Below are 25,306 nucleotides of genomic sequence, written 5' to 3'. Positions count from 1 at the left end.
TCAGCGGCAGTAAAAAGCCGCCTCGCATGCAGCGGGCGGCTTTTTCGGTTCGTTCTGACCGGGATCAGATCGTTTCGTCGATCCAGCTTTTCAGCGCGGCCTTGGGTGCGGCGCCCATGCGGTTCGAGACGACTTCGCCATCCTTGAACATGAACAGTGCCGGGATGCCGCGCACGCCAAGGGCAGCGGCCTGTTCCGGGTTTTCGTCCACATTCACCTTCACGATCTTCACCTTGCCGGCATATTCGTCCGACAGCTCTTCCAGCGAGGGGCCGATCTGCTTGCAGGGGCCGCACCATTCGGCCCAGAAATCGACGATGACCGGGGTGTCGGCCTTGCGGACCTCGGTATCGAATTCGCTGTCATTGACGTGAACGGTTGCCATGGGTTGCTCCTTGCAAAGGCGGGTGCCGACGATGCGGCGAAAGTTGCTTGCCCTACAGCTATGAAGCGGGGCCGGTACGGTCAAGAGTGGCCATGACCTCATTCAGCAGCGGATCGGGGATGATCATGATCGTCTGACTGGCGGTCCAGAGAACGGAAATCTCGATCACGCGATCCGGCCAGATCATGCGCAGCGCCTGACGATAGGCGGCCATCTGGCGAAGGATGCCCAGCGGCACCCGGTCCGCAGTGGCTGGAACCTGGCTGTTCGACTTGTAGTCGATGGCCCTTATGCGGTCCGCTGTCACGATCAGCCGGTCGATGGTGCCATGCAGGATGCCGATGCCGGGCAGGGGCGCGGTCAGCGCGACCTCTTTCAGGACGGTCGCGTCCGGGCCGGGATCCATGATCGCGGCCAGATCGGGGGCATCGATCACGGCGCGGGCCTCGGCCAGAAGGCCGCTTAGTTCGTCGTCATCGGGCAGCCCGCCTTCGCCCCCGGCAAGGGACGAAATCGCCAGGTCGCGCCATGTTTCGGGCGGTTGCCCCGGCAGATGTTCCAGCAGCAGATGCAATCGGGTGCCCCGCAGCATGGCGGCGGCGGGATCGGCGTCGGCGGTGGGCGCGCCCAGTACCTTTGCCCCGCCAAGCGAGGTTGCCGCCACGGGCAGGCGGGAGGGCGGCGGCGTCGGTGGATGTCGCCGCGCCCAGTCGGGCAGCTGCACAGGGGCGTTATCGGGCGCGGCCTCCGGCCCGGCCTGATCGGGCCAGTCGCCGAAGCCAAGCCGCAGCGCCGTGCCGATGCCGTCAATCTCGACCTCGCTTCGGGTCAGGCCCGCGCGGCTCGCGCCCTCGGCGATCATCGCGTGCCAGCTGTCCATCCCTTCGCCCGTATCGCCTGCGGCGGCCACGATCAGCCAGCTTTCGGCGCGGGTCATGGCGACGTAAAGCAGCCTGCGACGCTCTTCCTCTTGCCGCTGGTCGTGATCGGCGACGGCCTCTTCCACGCTGGGCGGGCGGGCGCCGGATGCGCCCTTCCAGACCGGGCGATCCAGCAGGCGCACGGTGCGGCCACGGCTGTCGGCGCGGCGTTTCTGGGTTTCGGGCAGGATCACCACCGGGCTTTCCAGCCCCTTGGATCCATGCACGGTCATCACCCGGATCAGCCCGCCCGCACCGCCGGGAAGCTGCCGCTTGACCTGCACGTCATCGCTGGCCAGCCAGACCAGAAAGCCGGTCAGCGAGGGCGTTTCCACCGCCTCATAGGCCAGCGCCTGCGACAGCAATTCCTCGATCCCGTCCTCGGCCTCGGGACCAAGCCGGGCCAGCAGGGACTGCCGCCCGCCGTGACGGATCAGGATGCGCGAAATCAGGTCATAGGGGCGCAGATAATCGGCCTGGCTGAAGAGATCGCTGAAGATCGCATGCGCGTGGGCGTGCCCCGACTGGGACAGCATCCGCCACAGGAATTTCTCGGGCCGGTTGGCCGCCAGCCGATACAGATCATTTTCGCTCAGCCCTAGCAGGGGCGACCGCAGCGCCGCCGCCAGCGACAAATCGTCTTCCGGTGTGGCAATCACCGACAGCAGCGCCACGATATCGCGCACCGCCAGTTCGGCGGCCAGTTTCAGCCGGTCTGCGCCTGCGACCGGCAGATCGGCGGCCTTCAATTCCCGGATCAGGTCATTGAACAGATCGCCGCGCCGCTGCACGAGGATCTGGATATCGCCCGGACCGATGCCGCGCGCCTGCCCGGTTTTCACATCGCGGATAGGTGTGCCCAGCATCGCCCGGATCTGCCGCGCGATGGCGCGGGCCAGTTCGGTTTCGGCGGCATTTTCGGCGGGCGCATCCACCGGTCGGGTCCAGTCGGGGCGCTCGGCCGCCTCGGGCTTGGGTAGGGGTGGCCAGATATCGACGCGACCCGGCAGATCGGCGCGAAAGCCGATATGGCGCGGCGGGTCGCCAAGGCCCTGCGCGGCGGGCCCCTCAAAGACCGCATCCACCAGCGACAGAATCGCGGGGGAAGAGCGGAAGGAATGCGCCAGCCCGCGTTGCTGCATCGGCTGCTGGACCGCCTGAAAGTCGCGGTCAAAGCGGTCGCGCATCTCTTCGAAGACGGCGATATCCGCGCCCTGAAAGGAATATATCGACTGTTTCGGATCGCCCACCACGAACAGCGTCCGCGTCCGGTCCTGCGCGCCCGCGCCGCTGGTGAATTCCTCGGTCAGGCTGCGGATCACCTGCCATTGTTCGGGGCTGGTATCCTGCGCCTCATCGACAAGGATATGGTCGATCCCGCCATCCAGTCGCCACAGCACCCATTGCGCCATGCTTGATTCCTGCAACAGCCGGGCGCTGCGCCGGATCAGATCGTCGAAATCCAGCCAGCCATGCGCCGCCTTGCGCGCGGCCACCCGTTGCGTGAAGGCATGGCCAAAGCGATGCAGCGCCAGCGTTTTCCGGGCCAGGTCCAGGGCCAGCGCCAGGGGCCGCGCCTCCTGAACGCGCAGCATCAGATCCTCAAGATCCGGCATCAGACCGGCACAGGCGCCAGTGCGCAGATCCTTGGTCGGCAGGCTGCCGATCTTGGCGGTGAAAGGGTCTTTCGTCTTGGCTCCGGTCAGCAGGGCACCGCAGAGCAGCATCAGATCGGCCATGCCCGGATCGCGCCAGTTCCCCTCGGACAGCTTCTGCGCCAGCTTCTGATCGCTGGCCTTGCCGCCCTGCAGCCGCGGGATCAGCGCGCCCATCAGGTCGCCTTCGCTGCCGGCAAAGACCTGCGCCAGAAGCTGATCGGCGGTCAGGCCGGCAGGCAGGTCCAGCATTTGCCAGATCGCGACGGGATCGGGGGGATCGGTGAAATCCGCCTCGGACAGGGCGGCCAGAAAGCTGTCCAGATTGTCGCCCGTCTGCAGCAGGGTCAGATCGCTCATCGCCGGATCACCGGCTTCGGCCATCTCTTCGACCACCTCGGCACGCAGCACGCGGGCGGATCGGTCATCCAGTTCGGTAAAGCCCAGCGGCACCCCGGCTTCCAGCGGAAAGCGGCGCAGCAGCGCGGCGCAAAAGCTGTGGATGGTCTGCACCTTCAGCCCGCCCGGCGCTTCGATGGCGCGGGCGAACAGGCGACGGGCCTCGGGCAGATCGACCGATCCGCGCTCACCCAGATCGTGCAATTCCTGCCGCAGGCGATCCTCGGGCAGCATGGCCCATGTGCCCAGACGGCCCAGCAGGCGGTTCTGCATCTCGGTCGCGGCGGCCTTGGTATAGGTCAGGCACAGGATGCGTTCGGGCGCGGTGCCCGCCAGCAGCAGGCGCGCCACCCGGTCGGTCAGCACCCGCGTCTTGCCCGAGCCCGCATTGGCCGTCAGCCAGGTCGAGCGCTGCGGATCGGCGGCCTGCACCTGATTGCGGGTCGCCTCATCCATCGCGCCCGACCTTTTCCGGCCTTGCCGGATCGGACAGCGACCATTCGCCATAGCGCGACAGGTGATCGTAATCGCCCGCATAGGCGGTCTTTTCCGGCGCGCGCTTGGCGGTAAAGCCCGCGCCGCCGGTCAGATAGGATGCGATCAGGCGCAGAAACCCCTGCCAGTTGTCCTGTTCCATCTGGGCCGAGTAATCGCGCGGATGGGTCTTCCCCTCTCCGCCCAGCTGGATATAGCGGATGCCTGCCACATCCGCAGGGCCAAGCGCGTCAAAGCCGCCCTGCCGGGCCATCGCGGCCTCCAGCACCAGTTGCTTGTCGAAATGGCTGATCTGGGCATCGCTGGGCGGGGCGCCGGATTTGTAGTCATAGATCATCACCTGCCCGTCACGCAGCTGATCGATACGGTCGGGCTTGGCGGTCAGGGTGAAATCCAGATCGCGGATATGGACCCGGCCACGCCGTTCGACTACGACCGGTTCGCCTTGCTGCATGCGCGCCAGTTCATCGGTCACGATCTGATCGGCGATCTTTTCCATCCGGGCCTGCCAAAACGTGCGGGCGGCGGGCCAGGGGACCTCTGCCTGCAGCACCTTGGCGGTGACGCGCAGGAATGCGGCCTTCAGATCGTCCGGGCTGCTGTCGGGGTCGGGCTTTGAGGTCAGCAGTTCCTCGACAATCGCATGCAGGGTCTGGCCACGCAGGGCGGCATCGGGCTCGGGGCGCAGCGGGTTCAGCGGGCGCAGGCCCAGCACGCGCTTGGCATAGACGGCATAGGGATCGCGGATCAGCAGCGACACATCGGTGACGGGCAACTCGCGGAAGGGCGGTCCCGGCGGAATGGGTGAGGGGCGCGGCGCGGCTGGCAATGCCTCGGTCGGCTGCGCCAGCGCCTGTGCCATCGCCAGCCAGTCATCGCCGCGCCCGCGCATGGCGGCCAGCGCCTGGGGTCCGTTGCGCTGAGGCAGGCCGTTCATCAGGTTCATCAGCCTGTTCAGCCAGCGCGAGGGGATGGTTTCCGCCTCGGCATCGCGGCGGGCGCGGGTCAGGAAAACGCGGGGCAGGCCGATGGCCTGCTGAAAGTCATGCGCGGACAGTCCGATCTGGCGTTCCGGCACGGTCAGCCCGGCATCCAGCCGCATCTGCCGCGACAGCCAGGGGTCAGGCTCCAGCGCGCGGGGCCAGCCGCCTTCGTTCAGCCCGGCCAGAATCACCGTGCCGCTGCCGATGATCCGCGCCTCTCGCGGGCCGCGAATATGCAGCAGGGGATGGGCCTCGCCCTCGGTCCGGACCATGTGTTGCTGAAATTCGTCCAGCAGCAGGGCGCTGAAATCGCCCGGCCCCATCTCGGGGCCTTCGGCGGCATGGCTGGCCAGATGATCCATCGCCGCGCGGGCAAGTTGACCGGCCCGCGATTGCCACAGGCGAGAGGCATCGGCATCCCCGCCCGGCCCTGCCGCCAGCCCTTGCGCCAGATCACGCAGATCGCCCAGCCGGTCGGACAGGGGGCGCAGCGCGTGGTCGCCCTCGATCAGCTTGATCCGGTCCAGCATGGCGGCCAGCCAGTCTGCCCATTCCTTGTGCAAGGCATCGCCCTTGTCGGCCCAGTCGCGCAGCGCCGCGCCGTCGGGAAAGGCCGGGCCGCGCTTGCGCAGGCGCAATTCCAGATCGCGGGTCAGGCGCCGGGCCTCATTCGCGGGCAGCGTGGCCGATCCGCTCATCGCGACGGGGTGTTTCAGCAGGATCAGCAGCCGGTCGATAGTCAGCGCCTGCCCGAACAGCGCCGCCACCTGACGCAGGAACAGACCTGGCGCGGACAGCGACAGCGGTTGGCCTGCGCTTTCATCGGGCCGCAGGTGCCAGCGGTCCAGCGCGGCGGTCACGCGGCGGGTCAGATTGCCATCGGCGGTGATCAGGGTGGCGCGCTCCTGCCGTTCGGCCGCGTCGCGCATCAGCAGGGCGACGGCCTCGGCCTCTTGCCCCGGCTGGTCGGCCTCGATCAGGGTCACGTTCTGGGTCGGGGCGATCAGATCGGGCAGGTTCGGGCCATCGGCGATCCACTGATCCGTGACCGGCGCTGGGCGCAGCGCCAGCGACAGAAGCGCATTGCGCGCATCCGAGGCCGGCGCGGTATCGGTCCAGCGCGACGGATAGCCCGAGGCCCGGATCAGCGGCGCGAAACGCGCCTGCGGGTGATCGTCCGCGCGTTCGTCCAGCCGGTCCCAGACATCCTGCGGCTGGTGGAAATCGAAGCCGGGCAGCACCACGGCGCCATTCGGCAATGAGGTCACAGCCTGCATGAACATCCGCGTCGCCCCGTGCGACCCGGTCGAGCCCGCGACGATGACAGGCCCATCGGGCAGGTTCAGGCCGCGTGCCCAGTCATCCAGGTACTGCTGTGCGGCGGCGCGCTGGCGGGCGGCGCGATCGACCATCGGCGCCTCAAGATGATAGCCCGCCGCGATGCGCAGAAAGGCCAGCGCATTTTCCCAATGCCGGGCGTGATCGCCGGTATCGATGGCCTCCAGCGCGGCCAGATCGCGGCCCTCGGTCTGCATTTCTGTCATCAGCGCCGTCAGGGATCGCGCCAGCATGGGCACCGAATGCCCCGCTGCCAGATCGGGGCGCGTCTGCAGCAGGTGCGCCACCAGCCGCGCCAGACGCAGCCGCCGGGCCAGCGGTGCGGCCAACGCGGTGCCGCGCATCTCGGGCAGGTCCAGATTGGTCACCGGACGCATCTGCGGCAGCAGCATCGGACCCTGTTCGTCAAAGGCTGCCTTCAGCTCGGTCAGCGTGCGCGAGGCATTGGCATAGATGGTGACGCGGGCGATCGCTTCGGGCGGCTGGCCCTGCATACGCTGCAGAAAGCCGCTCGCGAATTCACGGGCAAAATCCACGCCCGGAGGCAAGGCGTAAAGCCCGTGAAACGGCTTATCCATTCAGCAAGGTCTCGGCCAGGGGGATGGTGTCGGGGCTGCCGACATCGCACCAGCCGCCCTGATGGACCATGGCGTGACAGCGGCCCTGCGCGATCAGCAGATCCCACAGCCGGTTCAGGGAAAAGACGGTCTCGGGGATCGTCGACAGCAGTTCGGGACGGATGATCTGCGCCCCGGCATAGACGAAATCGCCCTGCCGACTGATGCGTCCTTCACCGTCGATGCTGAAATCGCCGCCCCCTTTGCGTGCCGTCGCACGGCCCAGCGAAACCACCGCCAGAAGCGCATCCATGCGATCCCCGTCCCAGGCTTCCAGCAGTTCCTGCAGCGGGTTCGCGCCCGTCCAGACGACATCGGGGTTCAGGGTCATCACCGGACCTTCGCCCAGCAGGGGCAGCGCGTTGCGCAGCCCGCCGCCGGTATCCAGCAACGCGCCCGCCTCATCGCTGATGGCGATGTCCTGACCGGCCAGATGCGCGCGCACCTGTGCGCCCAGATAATGCGTGTTCACGACTATCGGCTGCGCGCCCGCCTGACGGCCCAGCGTCAGCGCGCGGTCCAGCAGGGTTTCGCCTGCGACCTCGATCAGCGGCTTTGGGGTCAGGTCGGTCAGCGGGCGCATGCGCGTGCCCAGACCGGCGGCAAAGATCATCAGCGGTTTGGACATTGGCTTCGGATCCTTTCGATGATCGTCGCGTCAGGGGCGGGCAGGGTGCCGATCACCTGCGCCAGCGGGGCAAGGTCGGGATGGTCCAGATTGCGCTGGATATAGCGCCAGACGCGCGGCATGAAGTCCAGATAGCGCGGCTTGCCATCGCGCAGGCACAGCCGGGTGAAGATGCCGATGATGCGCAGGTTCCGCTGCGCGCCCAGAAGCGCATAGGCGGCGTGGAAACGGTCCGGATCCAGCCCGGTTTCCGCCAGATAGCGGGCGATGCAGGCCGCTTCGATTGCGGGGTCCGCGTCGCGGCGCGCATCCTGCAGGGCCGAGACCAGATCATAGGCCGGATGCGCCGCCACCGCGTCCTGATAGTCGATCAGGCCCAAGGGCGCCTCGCCCCGCCAGATCAGGTTCTCGGCATGGAAATCGCGCAGCGCCAGCACCGGCGGCAGATCCGCGGCCAGCCGCGCATGCAGTTCGGCGATCAGCGGAGCGACCTGCGCGGCGTCCTGCGGGGGCGCGCCCACCGCGCCCGGATACCATTCGGCAAACATCCCGACCTGTTCGGCCATGGTCGGACCATCCAGTGGCTGGACGAAATCGGGCACCGGATGGCGATGCAGCGCGACCAGAAAATCGGTGATGCGGGTATATATCGCGGGCGCGGCCTCGGGGTTGCGGGCCAGCACGCGGGCCACCAGATCATCGCCCAGATCCTGCACCAGCAGAAAGCCGTTCTGCGGGTCCTCGGCCAGCAGCTCGGGCGCGCCGAAATCATGGCCGCGCAGCCAGCGCGTCATTGCCACGAAGCGTGCATTGTCGCCCGAGGGATCATCCATCAGCACCGCATTGCCCTGCGGCCCGATCAGCCGGAAATAGCGCCGGGCCGAGGCATCGCCCGCCAGCGGCAGCACCCGTGCCTCGGCCCGATCCGAGGCGGCGATGAATTGCGCCCGCTGCACCAGACGTGGCAGATCGGGCCAGCCGGTCAGGGTGATATGCCGCAGATCGGGATCGTCATGCGGCTGGATCAGGATGGTCAGCGCATGCTCGGGCAGCGCTTCCATCCGGTCGGGCCATTCGATCAGGCTGATGGCGCTGTCCATCGCCTCATCCAGCCCAAGCTCGTCCAGCTCCGACGGATCGGTCAGGCGATACAGATCGGCATGCCAGATCTCGGTCCCCAAGGGATCGTCATAGGTCTGGACCAGCGTAAAGGTCGGGCTTGGCACATCCTCGGCCAGATCGCCCTGACGCGCGCGGATAAAGGCCCGCGCCAGATGCGTCTTGCCCGCGCCAACCGGCCCGTCCAACAGGATCGTCTGACCGGGTCCGGCCAATGCCGCCAGCATCCGGGCCAGCACGGCGGTCAGGGTTTCATCGGCAATCAGGTGCACTGTCATGGCGGTGTTCTAGCGGCTGAAAATCGCCGTGAAAACAGGAAGTGATGCCAATTGCGGCAATCCGCGCTAGGTTGGGGCAGGTCCAAGAGTACAGGAGGGACCATGTTCCGGCTTTTTTTCGCCACAGTTCTTGTTGTTGCATCTTTCGGTCAGACTGCCTTGGCAACGGAAGACCCGATTTTCCCCATGCTTTACCACGTTGACGGCGTCGCAGAGGGCGGCGTTCTGAACATCCGCGCCGAGCCTGCGATGAAAGGCGAGGTCATCGGCACCCTGGATGCCGCTGCCCGCAATGTCGAGGTGATCGAGGCGCAGGGCGGCTGGGGCCGGATCAATGTGCATGAGCGCACCGGCTGGGTCGCGATGCGCTTTCTCTCTGCCCCGTCGAATCCCTGGCGCGATAACGGCACGCCGAAACTGCTGCGCTGCTTCGGAACCGAACCTTTCTGGCACGCCACGGTCGATCTGTCGAAACAGCAGCTGCGGCTGGTGAACCTGGCCGAGGGCGAGGTGGTCAAGACGCAGGCTATCAAACATGTCGTGGCGGGCCGCTATCGCACGCCGACCCGCGCCATTCTGTCCGACGATATCACGCTGATGGTGACGCCGGTGCAATGTTCGGACGGGATGTCGGATTACCTTTACGGTCTGGCCGCGAACCTGATCACCGACCAGTCGCCGGGCGGTCCCCGGCCACGCATCCTGAACGGCTGCTGCTCGGTGACAAATACGCTGCCTCACGAATAGGCAGGCCATTCCCCGGCGGCGGACCGGTCCGGGGGCGCCCCGACCGATGCGCCTGTCAGCGAAGCGCCAGATAATCGGCGGATACGTAGCCCGAGACGCTGGGCCGGTCGGCCAGCGCGACTTTGCACCACAGCTTGCCGCTATTGGTGAGGCAATTCTGGCGGATGAGCGGTGTTCCGTCGGGCAATCCAATGATGATCCTGTGCTCAAGGCCCGGACCTTCACGAAGCTTCAGAAGATCGTCCGACCCGACCCCCTTGACCACGGCACCCGAACCCACGGCACATCCGGCGACCAACACGATTGTAACAAGAGCAGAAAGAAGCGTTCGCATGATTTGACCCACATCGTTTTGCCATCACTACGACACCAAGGCGCGAAATAACAGCGGCCAGCTGACGGGATACCGGGTTGAAGGTCCGGGCTGGGCGGGTGTCGGGTTGTTCGGCGGGCGGAAAACGCATGACCGACCGGGCCTGCCCGCTCTGCCGGATCGGGCGCCACAGGAATCTCTGGAAAAATCACGCCCGCATTCGCCTCTTGCGGGTTGCACGGCCACATCATTTCGTTTATCGACGATTAACGATTTATGAGCGAGAGCTTCGCATGGACGATGACAACCATCTTGCCGAACTGGCCAAGGCGCTGGCCCATCCGGCCCGGTTGCGCATCCTGCGGCTGTTGCTCAACACGCCGGGATGTATCGGCGGAGACATCGTCGAGGCGGTCGGCCTGGCCCAGTCGACTGTGTCCGAACATCTGCGCATCCTGAAGGCCGCCGGCGTGATCGCGGGCGAGATCGACGGGCCGCGTATCTGCTATGCACTGAGCCCTGCTGCCCTGCAGCCCCTGGCCGAGTTTATCGCAATCCTTGCGCCGTCACCCTCGGGCGTCTGCTGCGCCCCGGACAGAGAGAGAACCGCATGAGCCTTTTCGAACGCTGGCTGACCCTCTGGGTCGCGCTCTGCATTCTGGCGGGCGTGGCGCTGGGCAATCTGGTGCCGGGCCTGTTCGAGGCGCTGGCCGGGCTGGAATACGCATCCGTCAACCTTGTCGTCGCCGTGCTGATCTGGGCGATGGTCTATCCGATGATGATCGCAATCGATTTCGGATCGTTGAAGGATGTTGGCAGGCGCCCGAAGGGGCTGATCATCACGCTGGTCGTGAATTGGCTGATCAAACCCTTTACCATGGCCGCCCTTGGGGTGCTGTTCTTCAACCAACTCTATGCCGGAATCATCGAGCCGACGAAAGCGTCGGAATATATCGCGGGGCTGATCCTGCTGGGCGCGGCGCCCTGCACGGCCATGGTCTTTGTCTGGTCGCAACTGACGAAGGGCGACCCGAACTATACGCTGGTGCAGGTGTCGGTGAACGACCTTATCATGATCCTGGCCTTCGCCCCCATCGTCGCCTTCCTTCTGGGCGTGACCGAAATCTCTGTCCCGTGGGAGACGCTGATCCTGTCGGTGATCCTTTACATCGTCATTCCGCTGACCGCAGGCGCGTTGACGCGCCGGGCGCTGCTGGCGCGTGGACAGTCGGTCGAGGGTTTCACCGCACGGATCAAGCCTGCCTCGGTCCTGGGCCTGCTGCTGACCGTCGTGCTGCTCTTTGGATTTCAGGGGCAGGTGATTCTGGCGCAACCGCTGCTGATTGCCCTGATTGCGGTCCCGATCATCATCCAATCCTACGGCATCTTCGCGCTTGGCTATGCCTGGGCCTGGGCCTGGCGGCTGCCGCATAAGGTGGCGGCGCCCTGCGCGCTGATCGGGACGTCGAATTTCTTCGAACTGGCTGTGGCTGTGGCCATCGGTCTTTTCGGCCTCAACTCCGGCGCGGCTCTGGCCACGGTTGTCGGGGTTCTGGTCGAGGTCCCGGTCATGCTGTCGCTGGTCTTCTTTGCCAACCGCACCCGAGAAAGGTTTCCGGCATGAGTTTTCCCGTCGTCATCCATCACAATCCCGACTGCGGCACCTCGCGCAATGTGCTGGCGATTGTCAAGGCGGCGGGCTATGCGCCGGTCGTGATCGAGTATCTGTCAGAGGGCTGGACCCGCCCGCAGCTTCGGGCGCTGTTCGCCGCCGCAAACCTGACCCCGCATGAGGCTTTGCGCATCTCGCGCACGCCCGCCGAAGAGCTGGGCCTGACCGCCGATGGCGTGGGCGAAGATCAGATCCTCGACGCGATGCTGGCCCATCCGATCCTTGTCAACCGCCCCATCGTCTGCACCCCAAAGGGCGTACGCCTCTGTCGCCCGTCCGAGACGGTTCTTGATCTGCTCGACCGCCTGCCGCCCGGCCCTTTGACGAAAGAGGCATGATCCTCCCCTGACAAATGATCCGCTTCTCCCCAATTTTCACGGCGAATGACGTCATCGCGGAGGATCTTCAGGGAAGTCGGCTTTCGTTTTCTTCGAAGACAAAGGCCCCGGAAGCGGTCCCGCCAAACGACATCTCGACGTTGCAATACGGCGGCGCTCGCCGTGCGGTCTTTGCCTGACACGGAAAAGACCTGCAAGCCATAGGGCAAGATCACCGCTCTGCCCGGGCCTAACAACGGTCTCGTTTCCTGATGGCATTCTCAAGCCACTGAAATCCTTTGGATCAATATTTTCTGCCACAATATCGTCATTCATCAAACTATGATCTGAGGTTTTCATAAAACGCTTCGTACTGACCGACGCCCACCAGGAGAAGATGGACAGCATTGTTTGGGCAGGTCGGCGGGCTATGAACACAGCGGGTGCAACAACCGGCTGTTCATGGAGGCGGTGCCGTGGATTGCCCGGACCAGCAGTCCGCGGCGCGATCTGCCTGCCATGTTCGACAACCGGAGCACGCCGTTACGCCGGTCCAGCGACTGGCACAAAACTGACGTCTTCGAGCGGATTTTCGATGCTTTCTCGGATGAGCCGGGCATGGAATATGCCATGGTTAATGCCACGATCATCAAGGTTCACCGGCATAGCCAAGCGCAAAAGAGTGTCTTAGAGCCAGACCACAGGCCACTCCAAATGCGGTATGACAACCAGGCTGCTGGCCCTGACCGTTGCGCGGGAAACCTCGACCGCATCCACCTGATGCCCGGCCGCCGCTTCGACACAGCTCGCGTAGCCCCGCTCATCAATGGGATTGAATTCGGCGCACAGCTTGTTGACAAGTCTTTCGATGGCAACCACATCGGTGCGGAGCTCAATGAGCGCGGTGCAAAAATTGTCATCTCGCAGCATCCACGCCGAAGCAAGCCCGTTCCGCGCGAGGCCCGAAATGTACGAATGGCGGCATTTGATCGAAAACTTCTTTTGCGAGCTCAAAGAGTTCAAGCGTATCGCCACGCGGACCTGCAAAGCCACTATCCATCTCGTAGCCGCCATCATCAATTCACCATGGTATCAACAGGCCTTGGAGCGGGTCAGAAAATTATACCGAAAAAAGGCACCCGCCCCGGGCGCCTGCCATATCACGAATTTCTCAGCACCACATCCGCCTGTCGCGAGCCCTCCCCGACAACCCGCGCATTCTCCAGATCATTTGCCAGATGCGCCGCCACAGCCGCATCACCTTTCCCGAGACCCCGCCAGCGCCCGCGCAAACGCCGCTCCAACTCATCCTCTGGAACATCCAGAAACAGCGTCAGATCATAGCGCAGCCGGTTCCAGGGCGCCCGATCCAGCAGGAGATAATTCCCCTCGAACACCACGATCCGCTGGTCAGACCCCACCACACCAGCCCCCGCCACTGCCAACTCGCGGCTGCGATCGAACAGCGGGTAGATCACCTCGCGCCCGGGCCGGGCCAGACGCTCGACCATGACCGCGAAACCCTCTGCATCAAAGGTCTCCACCGCACCCTTGCGTTGACGCAAACCACGCGCATCCAGCACGCTGTCATCCAGATGAAACCCATCCATCGGCACCAGCACGGCGTCGCGCAACTGACCAACCAGTGCCTCGGCCAATGTCGACTTCCCCGACCCCGGCGCGCCTGCCACGGCAATCAAAAGCCGGTCGCCCCGCAACCCCGCGACCCGGGCCAGCAAATCCTGCCCCTCTTTTGTGTCAAAATATCCCGGGGGGAGTCCGAAGGACGGGGGGCAGCGCCCCCCCTCTCCGCTCATGCCGCGACACCGTCGGGCAGTTTGGCCCCGGTCATATAGGCCACCGCATCCGACATGCTGTGCTCTTTCGGGTCGATCACTGCCAGACGCTTGCCCAGACGATGGATATGGACCCTGTCCGCCACTTCGAAGACATGCGGCATGTTGTGGCTGATCAGGACAATCGGAATCCCGCGCGATTTCACATCAAGGATCAGATCCAGCACACGACGGCTTTCCTTGACGCCCAGCGCGGCGGTCGGCTCGTCCAGAATGATCACCCGGCTGCCAAAGGCGGCCGCGCGGGCCACGGCGACCCCTTGGCGCTGCCCGCCGGACAGGGTCTCGACCGGCTGGCCGATATTCTGGATCGTCATCAGGCCAAGCTCGGTCAGCTTCTCGCGCGCAAAATCATCCATCCGCGCCTTGTCCAGCATCCCGAACCAGCGGCCCATGATGCCTTCCTTGCGCAATTCGCGGCCCATGAACATGTTATCCGCGATGGACAGGGCGGGCGACAGGGCCAGGGTCTGATAGACGGTCTCGATCCCGGATTGCCGGGCTTCCAGCGGGCTGGCGAAGCTGACCGGCTTTCCCTCCAATCGGATCTCTCCTTCGTCGGGCTGAACGGCGCCGGACAGCGCCTTGATCAGGCTGGACTTCCCGGCGCCGTTATCGCCGATCACGGCCAGGATTTCGCCGGGATACAGATCGAAATCTGCATGATCCAGCGCGGTCACGCGGCCATAGCGCTTGACCAGATTACGGGCTGTCAAAAGCGGTTCGGTCATGACGAAATCTTTCTGATCCATTGGTCCACGGCAACGGCGACGATGATCAGCCAGCCGGTCGCGAACAGCTGCCACAGCACATCCACCCCCGCCAGCCGCAGGCCGGAATTGAAGACACCGACGATCAGCGCCCCGATCAGCGGCCCCATGATCGAGCCGCGCCCCCCGAAGAGGGAAATCCCGCCGATCACAACGGCCGTAATCGATTCAAGGTTGGATTCGAAGAATGAGGTCGGGCTTACGGATCCGACCCGCCCGATCGAGGACCAGGCCGCAAGCGCACAGATGAACCCTGCCACCATATAGACCGACATCAGCACGCGGTTGGTCTGGATCCCGGCCAGCGCCGCCGCCTCCGGGTCATCGCCCACGGCATAGACGCGTCGGCCCCAGGCAGTCTTGTTCAGCGCATACCACAAGACGCCAAAGACCAGCAGCATCAGCACCACCCCCCAGGTCAGCACCGCCCCGCCCAGGTTGAACCTTTCACCGAAGAGCTTCAGCAAGGGCGCCTCGGAATCCAGGGTCTGACTGCGGATGGTTTCGCGGCCTGACAGGTAATAATTCAACGCCAGGAAGATATTCCAGGTGCCCAGCGTGGTGATGAAGGGCGGTAGCTTCAGCCGCGTCACCAGAAAGCCGTTCAGCCAGCCGGTCAGCATGCCGCAGCCCAGCCCCAGCAGGATGGCGATGGGCACCGGCACGCCGAAATCGATCGACAAGCGGCCCATGATGACCGAAATCATCACCATCACGGCCCCGACCGACAGGTCGATCCCTGCCGTCAGAACGACCAGCGATTGCGCCGCAGCCAGCGTGCCGACCACCGCCACCTGCTGCATGATCAGCGACAGGTTGAAGGCCGAAAAGAAATTCGGGGCGATCAGCCCGAAGGCGATCAGCGACAGGACCAGCACGATGACCGGCACCATGGTGGGATAACGGTGCAGGAAATGCTGCACCTTATGCAGCAATCCGCGATCATTATGCTGAAAGGATGCGACCGTCTCGGACGAGTTTCGCTCGACCACGGGGTCAGGGGTATCCGACATGGACCTCTGCCTTTTGAAATGGGTGAAGACGGTGGCGCGGACGCCACCATCGGATCAATTGCTCAGCAGGGCGCGATCAGCCCCAGCACTGATCGGTGCCATCTGCCACGCTGATCGAGGGCACGCCGTCGACCGCGTCATCCGTGACCAGATTGACCCCCGTATCGGTGAAATCCAGACCTTCGCTGGCTTCGGGCTTGGTGCCATCGGCGGCATAGGCGGCAATCGCCTCGATCCCCATCGACGCCATTTTCAGCGGATATTGCTGCGACGTCGCGCCGATCACGCCCTCGCTGACGTTCTGCACGCCGGGGCAGCCGCCATCGATTGACACGATCATCACATCCTCTTCCTTGCCAAAGGACCGCAGCGCCTCATAGGCCCCGGCAGCGGCAGGTTCGTTGATCGTGTAGACGACGTTGATATTCGGATCGATCTGCATCAGGGCTTCCATCGCCTGACGGCCACCCTCTTCATTGCCCGAGGTCACCTCGTGGCCGACGATGCGCGCGTCATCCTCATCCCCGATCCGGGCCCGGTCCTTCACGTCGATGCCAAAGCCCTCCATGAAGCCCTGATCGCGCAGCACGTCGACCGAGGGCGCGCTTTGCGACAGGTCCAGAAAGGCGATCCGCGCATCCGCCGCGGCATCGCCCAGCTTGCCTGCGGCCCATGCGCCGATCAGACGGCCGGCCTCGAAATTGTCGGTGGCAAAGGTGGCGTCGGCGGCGTCAATGGGATCCAGCGGCGTATCCAGCGCGATCACCAGAACGCCCGCATCCTGCGCCTGCTTGACGCTTTCCACGATGGCCTTGGTATCGGATGCGGTGATCAGGATGCCCTTGACCCCGGCGGCGATGCAGCTTTCCATCGCCTGCTGCTGGGTTTCGTGATCGCCGTCGATCTTGCCCGCGAAGGTCATCAGTTCGACGCCAAGCTCTTCCGCCTTGGCTGTCGCGCCCTCCTTCATCTTGACGAAGAACGGGTTGATATCGGTCTTGGTGATCAGGCAGGCCTTGACCGGCTCTTGCGCCTGGGCCAGCCCCGCGCTCATGGCCAGTGCCGAGGCGGCCAGCGACAGGCGCAATACGGATGTCATCTTCATTCTTCTCTCTCCTCCACTGTACACGGGATCCCTGTCCCCGCATTGCCTTCAAAAAAGCATCAGAAGTTTTCACTTGTCAATAAATCAATTTGCTTGATTAATAGATGATCGGAGGACGGAAACCATGCCGCAAGATGCCAGTGATCCTTTTGATCTCAGCCGGAACGAGCGGCTTATCCTGTCGCTGATCCGCCGTCGCGGACCAATGGCGCGCGCTGCACTTGCGCAGGCCACGGGACTGTCGGCACAGGCCATCACGAATCTGACCAGAAAGCTGATATCAAATAATTTTCTGGCCACTGAAAAGGTCGTCCGGGGGCGGGTCGGACAGCCCTCCACCCCGCTGTCGCTGTCTGCCGATGGCGCCCTGTTCGTTGGTCTGAAGCTGGGGCGCAGGCTGGCAGAACTGGCGCTGGTCGATTTTGCCGGACAGGTAAAAATCCACCGGCAGGAGGTATATCCCTTTCCACAGCCGGACCGCATGCTGGCCTTTGCCCGCCACGGCATCGCGACCTTTCAGACCGGCCTTGCCGCACGGAATCGTGGCCGGATCGCCGGTCTGGGAATCGCCGCGCCGTTCCGGCTGTGGGACTGGGGCGATGAAATGGCCGAATGGCATGGCCGCGACCTGCGCGCCGAGCTGGCACAGAACCTGCCCTTTCCGGTCTTTCTGGAAAATGACGCGACCACGGCCTGCGGGGCAGAGCTGGTTTTTGGCGGCAGCAATCTGCCGCCGGATTTCCTGTATCTCTATATCGCGCATTTCGCGGGCGGCGGCGTGGTGCTGGACGGAAAGCTGCGCTTTGGTCCGCAGCGAAACGCAGGCGCACTTGGATCGATGCCCATTGCCGAGGGGCGGCAGCTGGTGGACATCGCCTCTGTCTCGGATCTGGAGCGTCGTCTGGGCCGCGCGCTGCCGCCGGACGATGCGGGCTGGGACGTCCCCGAACAGATCGAGGCGGACTGGGCCCGCGACGCAGGCCGCGCGCTGGCCTTCGTCGCGCTGTCCGCGGTGTCACTGGTCGATCTGCCGCTGATCGTGATCGATGGCGCGATCCCGGCCGCCGCCCGCGCGCGTCTGGTGCGGGAAACACGGCGGGCCATCGACACCATCCCCGCCGCAGGCATCGACCGCCCCCGCGTGATCGAGGGCAGCATGGGTCGGCAGGCCCGAATTCTGGGGGCCGCCGCATTGCCCTTGTCGCATTTCTTCCAGCCGGACGGGCAATTGGGCTGATCCTCAACCGATGGTTGCTATGGACAGCGCCCGCCCCTTGGGTCACCGTCCCGTTACGCAGAGCGTTCAAGAATGCATCTGAACAACAGTGGGGGGATTCACGATGAAGGGTTTTGGTGGCCATAAGGGGTTCGGTTGGGGAGTGGGCTGGGGTCACGGTTGGGGGCATGGCTGGCATGTCACGCCGCTGATCCGGGGCAATGGCAAGGCGAATGACCTGACCGGCAGCACGCGCGGCGATCTGATCTTTGGTCTGGGTGGAAATGACACGATCACCGGTGGCGGTGGCAGTGACATCATCTTCGGCGGCGGCGGCAAGGATCTGGCCGTCTATCAGGGTGGGGTCGAGGATTATCGCATCACCACGCTGGGTGGAAAACGTGCCATCGTCACCGCGCTGAACAGCAACGAAGGCACCGACCTGTTGAAAAGCATCGAGGCGATCCGCTTCGAGGCAGACGATTACACGCTGTTTCTGGACCGGCGCAACAATGCGGTGCTGGCCCGCGACGATATGGCGGCGGCAGGCGAAAATGGCGTGACCAGAATCGCGGTCGATGAACTCTTGGCCAATGACCGCGAATTTGACGGCGACCGCATGGTGATCACCGGGGTGTCGGCCTCGGCCGCCGGGGCGGCGGTCACGCTGAGTGGCGGCCAGATCAGCTATGATCCGGGCGGCCTGTTCGACTATCTGGCCGAGGGAGAGACAGCGACCGACAGCTTCACCTATACCGTCGACGACGGCAAAGGCGGCAGCGATACCGCAACCGTGACCGTCACCATCACCGGCAGCAATGACGCGCCGGTCCTGACCGTGGAAACCGCCGTCAGCGTGGCGGAAAACGAAACGGCCATCCCTGTCACGCTGTCGGCCAGCGATGTCGATGGCGGCACGCTGACCTATGCCATCACCGGCGGCGCGGATGCCGCTCTGTTCCGCATCGACGCGCAGACCGGGGCGCTGCGCTTTGCCCAGGGCCCGGATTTCGAAAACCCGGCAGATGCGGGTGGGGACAATATCTATGACGTGACCGTCAGCGTCACCGATGATCAGGGCGCCACAGACAGCGCTGATATCGCGGTCACCGTCACCGATCTGGACGAGGCCCCGGCCTTTGCCGCGCGGATCAACGAATTCCATTACGACAACGCGGGCAGCGATACCGGCGAATTCGTCGAGATCCGGGTGACGGCGGGCGGCGATGCCTCGGGCCTGTCGGTCGAGCTTTATAATGGCAATAACGGCGCCACCTACGACGTGCTGGGCATCGCCGATGCGACCATGACCAGCGATGGCGATTATGATTATTACGTCTGGGATCTGCCCAGCAACGGCATCCAGAACGGCGCGCCCGACGGTCTGGCATTGGTGAATAATGGCAGCGTGATCGAATTCCTCAGCTATGAAGGCAGCATGACCGCGACGAATGGCGCGGCCAATGGCATGACCTCGACCGATATTGGCGTCATGGAAAACGGGCGCGACGATCCGGGCCTGTCGCTGCAACGCGACGATGCAGGCAACTGGGCCGATCCGGCTGCCGAAACCAAGGGCGCCGCCAATTCCGGCGAAGGGGGTGGTGGCGGTGAGGTGACGCCTGCCCTGATCTCGGCCATTCAGGGATCGGGCAGCGCCTCGGCCCTGATCGGCCAGCGGGTCGAGGTATCGGCCATTGTCGTGCATATCACTTCGAACGGTTTCTACCTGCAGGAAGAGGATGGCGACGCGGATCTGGACCCGCTGACCTCGGAAGGCATCTTTGTCTTTACCGGATCCGGCCAGATGGTCACGCTGGGCGATCTGGTCCAGCTTTCGGGCGAGGTGACGGAATTCAATGGCCTGACCGAATTGGTGGATGTGACCGACATGGTCGTGCGCTCCAGCGGTAACGACCTGCCCACCGCCGCGTCCGTCACCCTGTCGCCCGAGGGCTATAATTACGAAACCGTCGAAGGCATGCGCGTTGCCGTGACCAGCGGCACCGATGATCCGCTGACGGTGATCGAGAACTTCAATCTGGATCGCTTCGGCGAAATCGTCGTCAGTGCGGGCGTGCAATATCAGTCGACCCAGCTTTACGATGCCCAGAGCCAGGCCGATCAGGTGGCGGAACTGGCCGCCCGGAACGCGCTGAACCGCCTGATCATCGAAGATGGCGTCAGCGCCCAGAACCCCGACCGCTTCGAATTCATTCCGAACAATTCGACAGGCGATAACGGCAATGGTTATCTGGATGCGGGCGACAGCTTTGGGGCGGATGGCGGCACGCTGCGGCTGGGCACGCAATTCACCGCGCCGGTCGAGGGCGTGATGACCTATCAATTCGGTGATTACGCGGTGATCCCCTCGGGCCTTCTGCCGGTCGATGAGACCACGAACAGCGGCGCAAGAACCGCCGCGCCGGAAGATGTCGGCGGCAGCTTGCAGGTCGCTGGGGTCAATGTGCTGAACTATTTCACCACGCTTACGGGCGGGACCGGCCCGAACGGTGACCTCAGCCCGCGCGGCGCCAGAACGCCCGAGGATCTGGCGCGCCAGACCGAAAAGCTGATGGAGCTGATGACCGGCACCGGGGCCGAGGTCTTTGCCCTGCAAGAGGTCGAGAATAACGGCGCGGGCGAAGGTTCGGCCATGGCCGCCATCGCCCGGAACCTGAACGCGCGGGCCGCCGAAAGCGGCAGCGGCGCAAGCTATGCCGTCGTGGACCCCACCGGCACCGGCGATTTCATCGGCACCGATGCGATCACCACCGGGATCATCTATGACAGCGCCGCCGTGACCCTGATCCATAGCGAGTTTCTGGATTACGAAGAAACCTCTGCCGCCGTCACCTTCGCGCTGGCCAAGGTGCTGGATGACGCGCTGCCGCAATCGACCTATCTGGGCGATTTCCAGCGCAACCGCCCCTCGGTCGCCGCGACATTCGAGGATGCGTCGGGCAATCAGTTCACCGTTGTTTCCTCGCATTTCAAATCAAAGGGCGACAGCGGCCTTGCCTCGCTGGCAACGGCGGCGCAGCGCTATCTGGATCAGAACGGCGATGCGGCGGGCTTTACCCAGGGCGATATCGACGCGCTGACCAGCGATGGCAATTTCGATCAGGGCGATGGGCAGGCCTTCTGGAATGCGGTGCGCGCTGATGCGGCGGCCGAGCTGACCGACTGGCTGGCCAAAAGCTATCGCGGCGGCGGCGTCAGCGACTACCTGCTGCTGGGCGACATGAACTCCTATGCGCAGGAAGATCCCGTGCAGCTTTTGCGAGAGCGCGGGCTGACCGATCTGATCGACAGCTTCATCGGGCAGGAGGATGCCTATAGCTTCGTCTTCGACGGTCAGCGCGGGACGCTGGATCAGGGCTTTGCCTCGGACGGGCTGGCCGATCATGTCACCGGCGCGGTCGAATGGCACGTGAACGCGGATGAGCCTGACCTCTTGGGTTACAACTCGGCCTTCAACGATGCGGGTTTCTATGATCCGGGGCCCTATGGCGCCTCGGACCACGACCCGCTGATCGTGGGGCTGGATCTGGACCAGAATGTCATCGTCTGATCGTGGGGCGTTGGATATGCTTGGCCTTCAGATAATGACCTGACACGAAGCAGCGGACCTTTGCGCAGGTCACAGGCGCATGGGACGCTGTGATCGGTCGATCCGGTTGAAGCACTGGACATCCGGCTGAAAAGATCTGCCGACCCAGCAGATGACCAAACCGGGGTCCAGGATCGAACAGGTCATTGCGACAGACGATGGCCTTGCTGCACCTGTCGGCATCCGGCAGGCCGGTGCTGCTGCGGTCGACTTGGTTGTCAGCGCAGTCCAGATCGCTGAGAGGCCAGAGATCATTGAAATAAGTGGCAAGCGGCCGCGCCAAACGCGCCACTGACGGCGCGCAGGCTGTCAAGGCATGTGATGTCCCAGGCAGCTCTCGCCGCCAACCATCAAAATCCAGTCCGGAAAACCTTCGCCGGCGTCTGCGCATGGCAGGCAAAACCTGCCAGGTTGTCGTGCCTATGTCGCCCGAAAACCCGTCACGATCGCCATGCCATCGTGAAATCGGGCCAGAACCGGTCTGCACAGACGCCCCACGAAGCGTATTTTCTAGTCGACGGGTTCATCCTGTTTCTGCGGCACATAAAGCGCGCCGCCTTCGCGGAACAGCTCGGCCATCCTGTCCATGCCCGCCTGCTGCTCGGCCTGTGCCCGGATGTCATGCGAGATGCGCATGGAGCAGAATTTCGGCCCGCACATCGAGCAGAAATGCGCGACCTTATGCGCCTCGGCTGGCATGGTTTCATCATGCATCTCTCGCGCGGTATCGGGGTCCAGACCGAGGTTGAACTGATCCTGCCAGCGGAATTCGAAGCGGGCGCGGCTCAGCGCGTCGTCGCGGCGTTGCGCGCCCGGGTGACCCTTGGCCAGATCCGCCGCATGGGCCGCCAGCTTGTAGGTGATGACGCCGGTTTTCACATCGTCGCGGTCGGGCAGGCCCAGATGTTCCTTGGGCGTGACATAGCAGAGCATGGCCGTGCCGAACCAGCCGATCATGGCGGCGCCGATGGCGCTGGTGATATGGTCATAGCCGGGGGCGATATCCGTCGTCAGCGGCCCAAGCGTATAAAAGGGCGCTTCGTGGCAATGTTTCAGCTGCTCTTCCATATTCGCCTTGATCTTGTGCATGGGCACGTGGCCGGGGCCTTCAATCATCACCTGACAATCCCTGGCCCAGGCGATCCGGGTCAGCTCTCCCAAAGTGCGCAGCTCGGCGAATTGTGCCTCGTCATTGGCGTCGGCGATGCTGCCCGGACGAAGCCCGTCGCCCAGTGAGAAGCTGACATCATAGGCGCGGGCAATGTCGCAGATTTCTTCGAAATGCTCGTAGAGAAAGCTCTCGCGGTGGTGATGCAGGCACCATTTCGCCATGATCGAGCCGCCGCGGGACACGATGCCGGTGACGCGTTTCGCCGTCATCGGGATAATGTGCAGGCGGACACCGGCATGGATGGTAAAGTAATCCACGCCCTGTTCGGCCTGCTCGATCAGGGTGTCGCGGAAAATCTCCCATGTCAGGTCCTCGGCAATGCCGCCGACCTTCTCCAGCGCCTGATAGAGCGGTACGGTGCCGATCGGCACCGGCGCGTTGCGGATGATCCAGTCGCGGATGTTGTGAATGTTGCGACCCGTGGACAGGTCCATCACCGTATCGGCCCCCCAGCGGATCGCCCAGACCATCTTCTCGACCTCTTCCTCCATCGACGAGGTGACGGCGGAATTGCCGATATTGGCGTTGATCTTGACCTTGAAATTGCGGCCGATGATCATCGGCTCAAGCTCTGGATGGTTGATATTGGCCGGGATGATGGCGCGGCCTGCGGCGATTTCGGCGCGGACGAATTCGGGGGTGACCAGATCGGGCAATTCGGCGCCGAAGCTTTCGCCATCGCGCGCGGCGGCGGCCAGACGACCTTCGTTTTCGCGGATCGCGACATATTCCATTTCGGCGGTGATGATGCCTGCGCGGGCATAGGCAAGCTGGGTGACCGCGCCGCCGTCCCGGGCGCGCTGGGGCTGGCGGCTGACGGGGAAGCGGGGGGTCAGGCGCTTGCCCTGCGCAAAGCCGTTATCGGCATCGGTGACGGCGCGCCCGGCATAGGCCTGTGTATCGCCCCGCGCCCGCAGCCAGGCGCCGCGCAGATCGGGCAGGCCGCTGGCGATGTCGGTCTGACATTCCGGGTCGGTATAGGGTCCAGAGCTGTCATAGACGGTCAGCGGCGCCTCGTCCGAGAGGGCGATTTCGCGCAAGGGCACGCGGATATCGTGCAAGCTGCCGGGCAGATGCACCTTGCGCGAGGCGGGCAGCGGGCCGGTGGTGATGGTGGGGGCGGGCTGGTTCATATCTGGTCTCCTCTGGCGAAAAGACCCAAGTGAAACAGGGGGCAGAAAGGGGCCTTGCGGCCCGAAAGGACCGCCCCGGCATGAATTGGGGGGAATCGCCCTTCGGTCTTCCTACGCCAGCATCAACTGGGTCAGGTTCAAAGGGTCGCGTCACCGGGGCATGGCCCCTGTCAGCCTCTCAGTCCCCTTGGCGGGACTCCCCTGACGTGGCGGCAGAATTGTCAGTTTTCGTCCCGGCGTCAACTGGCTTCGGGGTTGCGATGCGCAGTTTCGCCCATAGCTTTGAAAGGTGAGGGTTCTGGAAAGGAAAGATCATGTCACAGGTGTTTATCGTGGGCGGCGCGGGGCAGGTGGGGCGTCATCTGTCGCGGCGTCTGGCGCAAGGCGGTCATCGCGTGCTGGCGCTGCATCGAAAGCCGGATCAGGCGGCTGCGCTTGCCGATCTGGGCGCCACGCCGGTGCGGGGCGATCTGACCGGGCTGACGGTCGAGGCACTTGCAGAGCTGATGGCGGGCAGCGATGTCGTGGTCTTTTCCGCCGGGGCAGGCGGCAAGGGCGGGCCAGAGCTGACCGATGCCATCGATGGCGACGGGTTTCGCCTTGCGCTGCAGGCCGCGAAGCTGGCGGGTGTGCCACGCTTTCTGCAGGTATCCGCCTTCCCCGAGGCGGGGCGCGGGCGCGCGCTGAATGAGCGTTTCGAAAACTACATGCGCATCAAGAAGGCCACGGATGTCGAACTGGCCGCAAGCGATCTGGATTGGGTGATCCTGCGCCCCGGCACGCTGACGGATGAGCCGGGCGACGGGCGGATCCGTGCGGGTCTGGCCGTGCCCTATGGCAATATCAGCCGCGACAATGTGGCGGCGACGCTGGCTGCGCTGGTGGATCAGCCGGGCGTCAGCCGCAGGATCATCGAACTGACCGATGGCGACCAGTCGGCCGAGGAGGCGATGCAGGCCCTGATCCGCGATTAGCGCGGCAGCGCGGCCTGCCAGTCGCGCACCATATCCAGCGGGTACAGCAGCATCACCACGTTCAGCGTCAGCCCGTCGCGGATGACCCACATGGTCAGCAGCTCGAACCCGATGACCAGCGCGACCGAGGCCCAGACCGGCAACCGGCTAGCCAGGAAAAAGCCTGCCACCATGGCCAGGATATCGGCCACCGAATTAATAACGCTGTCGCCGTAATAATCCAGCGAGATGGTCACGGCCCGATAGCGTTCGATCACCGCGTCCGAATTCTCGACAATCTCCCAGGCGATCTCGATCAGCGTGGCGATCAGCAGGCGCCAGCCAAAGGGAACGCGGCGCGCCACCAGCCACAGCAGGCCATAGAAGATCAGCCCGTGCAGCAGATGCGAGGGCGTGTACCAATCCGCGATATGCTGCGAATTTTCGGAACTCATCGTCTCGCCATGCCACAGCTTGACGGTGCCGCATTTGCAGATCGGCTCTCGTCCGATCCACAGCAGATAGGCGGCGGCTGCGGCGATTACCGCGAGGGTGAGAAGATAGGGCAGGGATTTGCGAAACGACATGGGTGCTTTCGTCATGGGGATCT

The 25,306-nt window shown here is 64.3% G+C and carries 20 protein-coding genes; 7 read left to right on the top strand and 13 right to left on the bottom strand.

Annotation, left to right across the window (positions count from 1 at the left end; genetic code table 11):
• Positions 1-64: 64 nt before the first annotated feature.
• Genes trxA through tsaE form a run of 5 tightly spaced genes read right to left on the bottom strand, consistent with a single transcriptional unit; the run spans position 65 to position 8,817 of the window.
• Positions 65-385 carry a thioredoxin gene (gene trxA, locus JHX87_RS11915; protein WP_271883909.1) on the bottom strand — a complete coding sequence of 107 codons (321 nt, stop codon included), beginning with the start codon at positions 383-385 and terminating at the stop codon, positions 65-67.
• Positions 386-443: 58 nt separating this feature from the next.
• Complete coding sequence (gene addA / locus JHX87_RS11910; RefSeq protein ID WP_271883908.1) at positions 444-3,815, bottom strand: double-strand break repair helicase AddA; 3,372 nt, start codon at positions 3,813-3,815, stop codon at positions 444-446.
• Entirely contained in the window at positions 3,808-6,753 is a 2,946-nt protein-coding gene (gene addB / locus JHX87_RS11905) for a double-strand break repair protein AddB (RefSeq protein WP_271883907.1), read from the bottom strand. Before addB ends, addA begins: the two co-directional genes overlap by 8 nt.
• On the bottom strand, positions 6,746-7,420 hold the full coding sequence (locus JHX87_RS11900; RefSeq protein ID WP_271883906.1) for a nucleotidyltransferase family protein: 675 nt from the start codon (positions 7,418-7,420) through the stop codon (positions 6,746-6,748). The genes addB and JHX87_RS11900 overlap by 8 nt, the downstream gene beginning before the upstream one ends.
• Positions 7,405-8,817, bottom strand: coding sequence for a tRNA (adenosine(37)-N6)-threonylcarbamoyltransferase complex ATPase subunit type 1 TsaE (gene tsaE, locus JHX87_RS11895; RefSeq protein WP_271883905.1), 1,413 nt, complete (start codon positions 8,815-8,817; stop codon positions 7,405-7,407). The genes JHX87_RS11900 and tsaE overlap by 16 nt, the downstream gene beginning before the upstream one ends.
• A gap of 186 nt (positions 8,818-9,003) precedes the next feature.
• On the opposite strand from tsaE, the gene JHX87_RS11890 reads away from it, so the two are divergent.
• The gene (locus tag JHX87_RS11890; RefSeq protein WP_271883904.1) at positions 9,004-9,564 is read left to right on the top strand and encodes an SH3 domain-containing protein; all 561 of its coding nucleotides are present in this window, start codon (positions 9,004-9,006) and stop codon (positions 9,562-9,564) included.
• Between the two features lie 55 nt (positions 9,565-9,619).
• Here JHX87_RS11890 and JHX87_RS11885 read toward each other — a convergent pair whose 3' ends face one another.
• Positions 9,620-9,898 (bottom strand): SH3 domain-containing protein, encoded by a 279-nt coding sequence (locus JHX87_RS11885; RefSeq protein WP_271883903.1) that lies wholly within the window; start codon positions 9,896-9,898, stop codon positions 9,620-9,622.
• A 128-nt stretch (positions 9,899-10,026) separates the two neighbouring features.
• On the opposite strand from JHX87_RS11885, the gene JHX87_RS11880 reads away from it, so the two are divergent.
• From JHX87_RS11880 to arsC, 3 genes are read left to right on the top strand one after another with little or no spacing between them, the layout of a single operon-like run.
• On the top strand, positions 10,027-10,491 hold the full coding sequence (locus JHX87_RS11880) for an ArsR/SmtB family transcription factor (RefSeq protein ID WP_271883902.1): 465 nt from the start codon (positions 10,027-10,029) through the stop codon (positions 10,489-10,491).
• Positions 10,488-11,501, top strand: a complete 1,014-nt coding sequence (gene arsB, locus JHX87_RS11875) for an ACR3 family arsenite efflux transporter (protein WP_271883901.1) — start codon at positions 10,488-10,490, stop codon at positions 11,499-11,501. Before JHX87_RS11880 ends, arsB begins: the two co-directional genes overlap by 4 nt.
• Positions 11,498-11,887, top strand: a complete 390-nt coding sequence (gene arsC / locus JHX87_RS11870; RefSeq protein ID WP_271883900.1) for an arsenate reductase (glutaredoxin) — start codon at positions 11,498-11,500, stop codon at positions 11,885-11,887. Before arsB ends, arsC begins: the two co-directional genes overlap by 4 nt.
• Before the next feature lie 666 nt (positions 11,888-12,553).
• Here arsC and JHX87_RS11865 read toward each other — a convergent pair.
• The 5 genes from JHX87_RS11865 to JHX87_RS11845 all read right to left on the bottom strand — a co-directional run bounded on the left by JHX87_RS11865 (position 12,554) and on the right by JHX87_RS11845 (position 16,610).
• Positions 12,554-12,919 (bottom strand): hypothetical protein, encoded by a 366-nt coding sequence (locus tag JHX87_RS11865; protein ID WP_272833682.1) that lies wholly within the window; start codon positions 12,917-12,919, stop codon positions 12,554-12,556.
• A 107-nt stretch (positions 12,920-13,026) separates the two neighbouring features.
• Complete coding sequence (locus JHX87_RS11860) at positions 13,027-13,605, bottom strand: nucleoside/nucleotide kinase family protein (RefSeq protein WP_271883898.1); 579 nt, start codon at positions 13,603-13,605, stop codon at positions 13,027-13,029.
• A 74-nt stretch (positions 13,606-13,679) separates the two neighbouring features.
• Positions 13,680-14,453, bottom strand: a complete 774-nt coding sequence (locus tag JHX87_RS11855; protein WP_271883897.1) for an ATP-binding cassette domain-containing protein — start codon at positions 14,451-14,453, stop codon at positions 13,680-13,682.
• Positions 14,450-15,505 (bottom strand): ABC transporter permease, encoded by a 1,056-nt coding sequence (locus tag JHX87_RS11850; protein WP_271883896.1) that lies wholly within the window; start codon positions 15,503-15,505, stop codon positions 14,450-14,452. The genes JHX87_RS11855 and JHX87_RS11850 overlap by 4 nt, the downstream gene beginning before the upstream one ends.
• A 76-nt stretch (positions 15,506-15,581) precedes the next feature.
• Positions 15,582-16,610 (bottom strand): sugar ABC transporter substrate-binding protein, encoded by a 1,029-nt coding sequence (locus JHX87_RS11845; RefSeq protein WP_271883895.1) that lies wholly within the window; start codon positions 16,608-16,610, stop codon positions 15,582-15,584.
• A 124-nt stretch (positions 16,611-16,734) separates the two neighbouring features.
• Between JHX87_RS11845 and JHX87_RS11840 the strand changes: the two genes are divergently transcribed.
• Complete coding sequence (locus JHX87_RS11840; protein ID WP_271883894.1) at positions 16,735-17,847, top strand: ROK family transcriptional regulator; 1,113 nt, start codon at positions 16,735-16,737, stop codon at positions 17,845-17,847.
• 103 nt (positions 17,848-17,950) lie between these two features.
• Entirely contained in the window at positions 17,951-21,400 is a 3,450-nt protein-coding gene (locus JHX87_RS11835) for an ExeM/NucH family extracellular endonuclease (protein WP_271883893.1), read from the top strand.
• Between the two features lie 549 nt (positions 21,401-21,949).
• Here the strand turns inward: JHX87_RS11835 and thiC are convergent.
• Positions 21,950-23,743, bottom strand: a complete 1,794-nt coding sequence (thiC, locus tag JHX87_RS11830; RefSeq protein WP_271883892.1) for a phosphomethylpyrimidine synthase ThiC — start codon at positions 23,741-23,743, stop codon at positions 21,950-21,952.
• Positions 23,744-24,057: 314 nt separating this feature from the next.
• On the opposite strand from thiC, the gene JHX87_RS11825 reads away from it, so the two are divergent.
• Positions 24,058-24,717, top strand: a complete 660-nt coding sequence (locus tag JHX87_RS11825; RefSeq protein WP_271883891.1) for an SDR family oxidoreductase — start codon at positions 24,058-24,060, stop codon at positions 24,715-24,717.
• Here JHX87_RS11825 and JHX87_RS11820 read toward each other — a convergent pair.
• On the bottom strand, positions 24,714-25,298 hold the full coding sequence (locus tag JHX87_RS11820; RefSeq protein WP_377776077.1) for a DUF2585 domain-containing protein: 585 nt from the start codon (positions 25,296-25,298) through the stop codon (positions 24,714-24,716). The two genes, JHX87_RS11825 and JHX87_RS11820, sit on opposite strands and share 4 nt — an antisense overlap.
• Between the last annotated feature and the right edge of the window lie 8 nt (positions 25,299-25,306).

Source organism: Paracoccus fistulariae (assembly GCF_028553785.1).
Classification (GTDB): Bacteria; Pseudomonadota; Alphaproteobacteria; order Rhodobacterales; family Rhodobacteraceae; genus Paracoccus; species Paracoccus fistulariae.
This window is presented reverse-complemented; position numbering and strand designations above follow the sequence as displayed.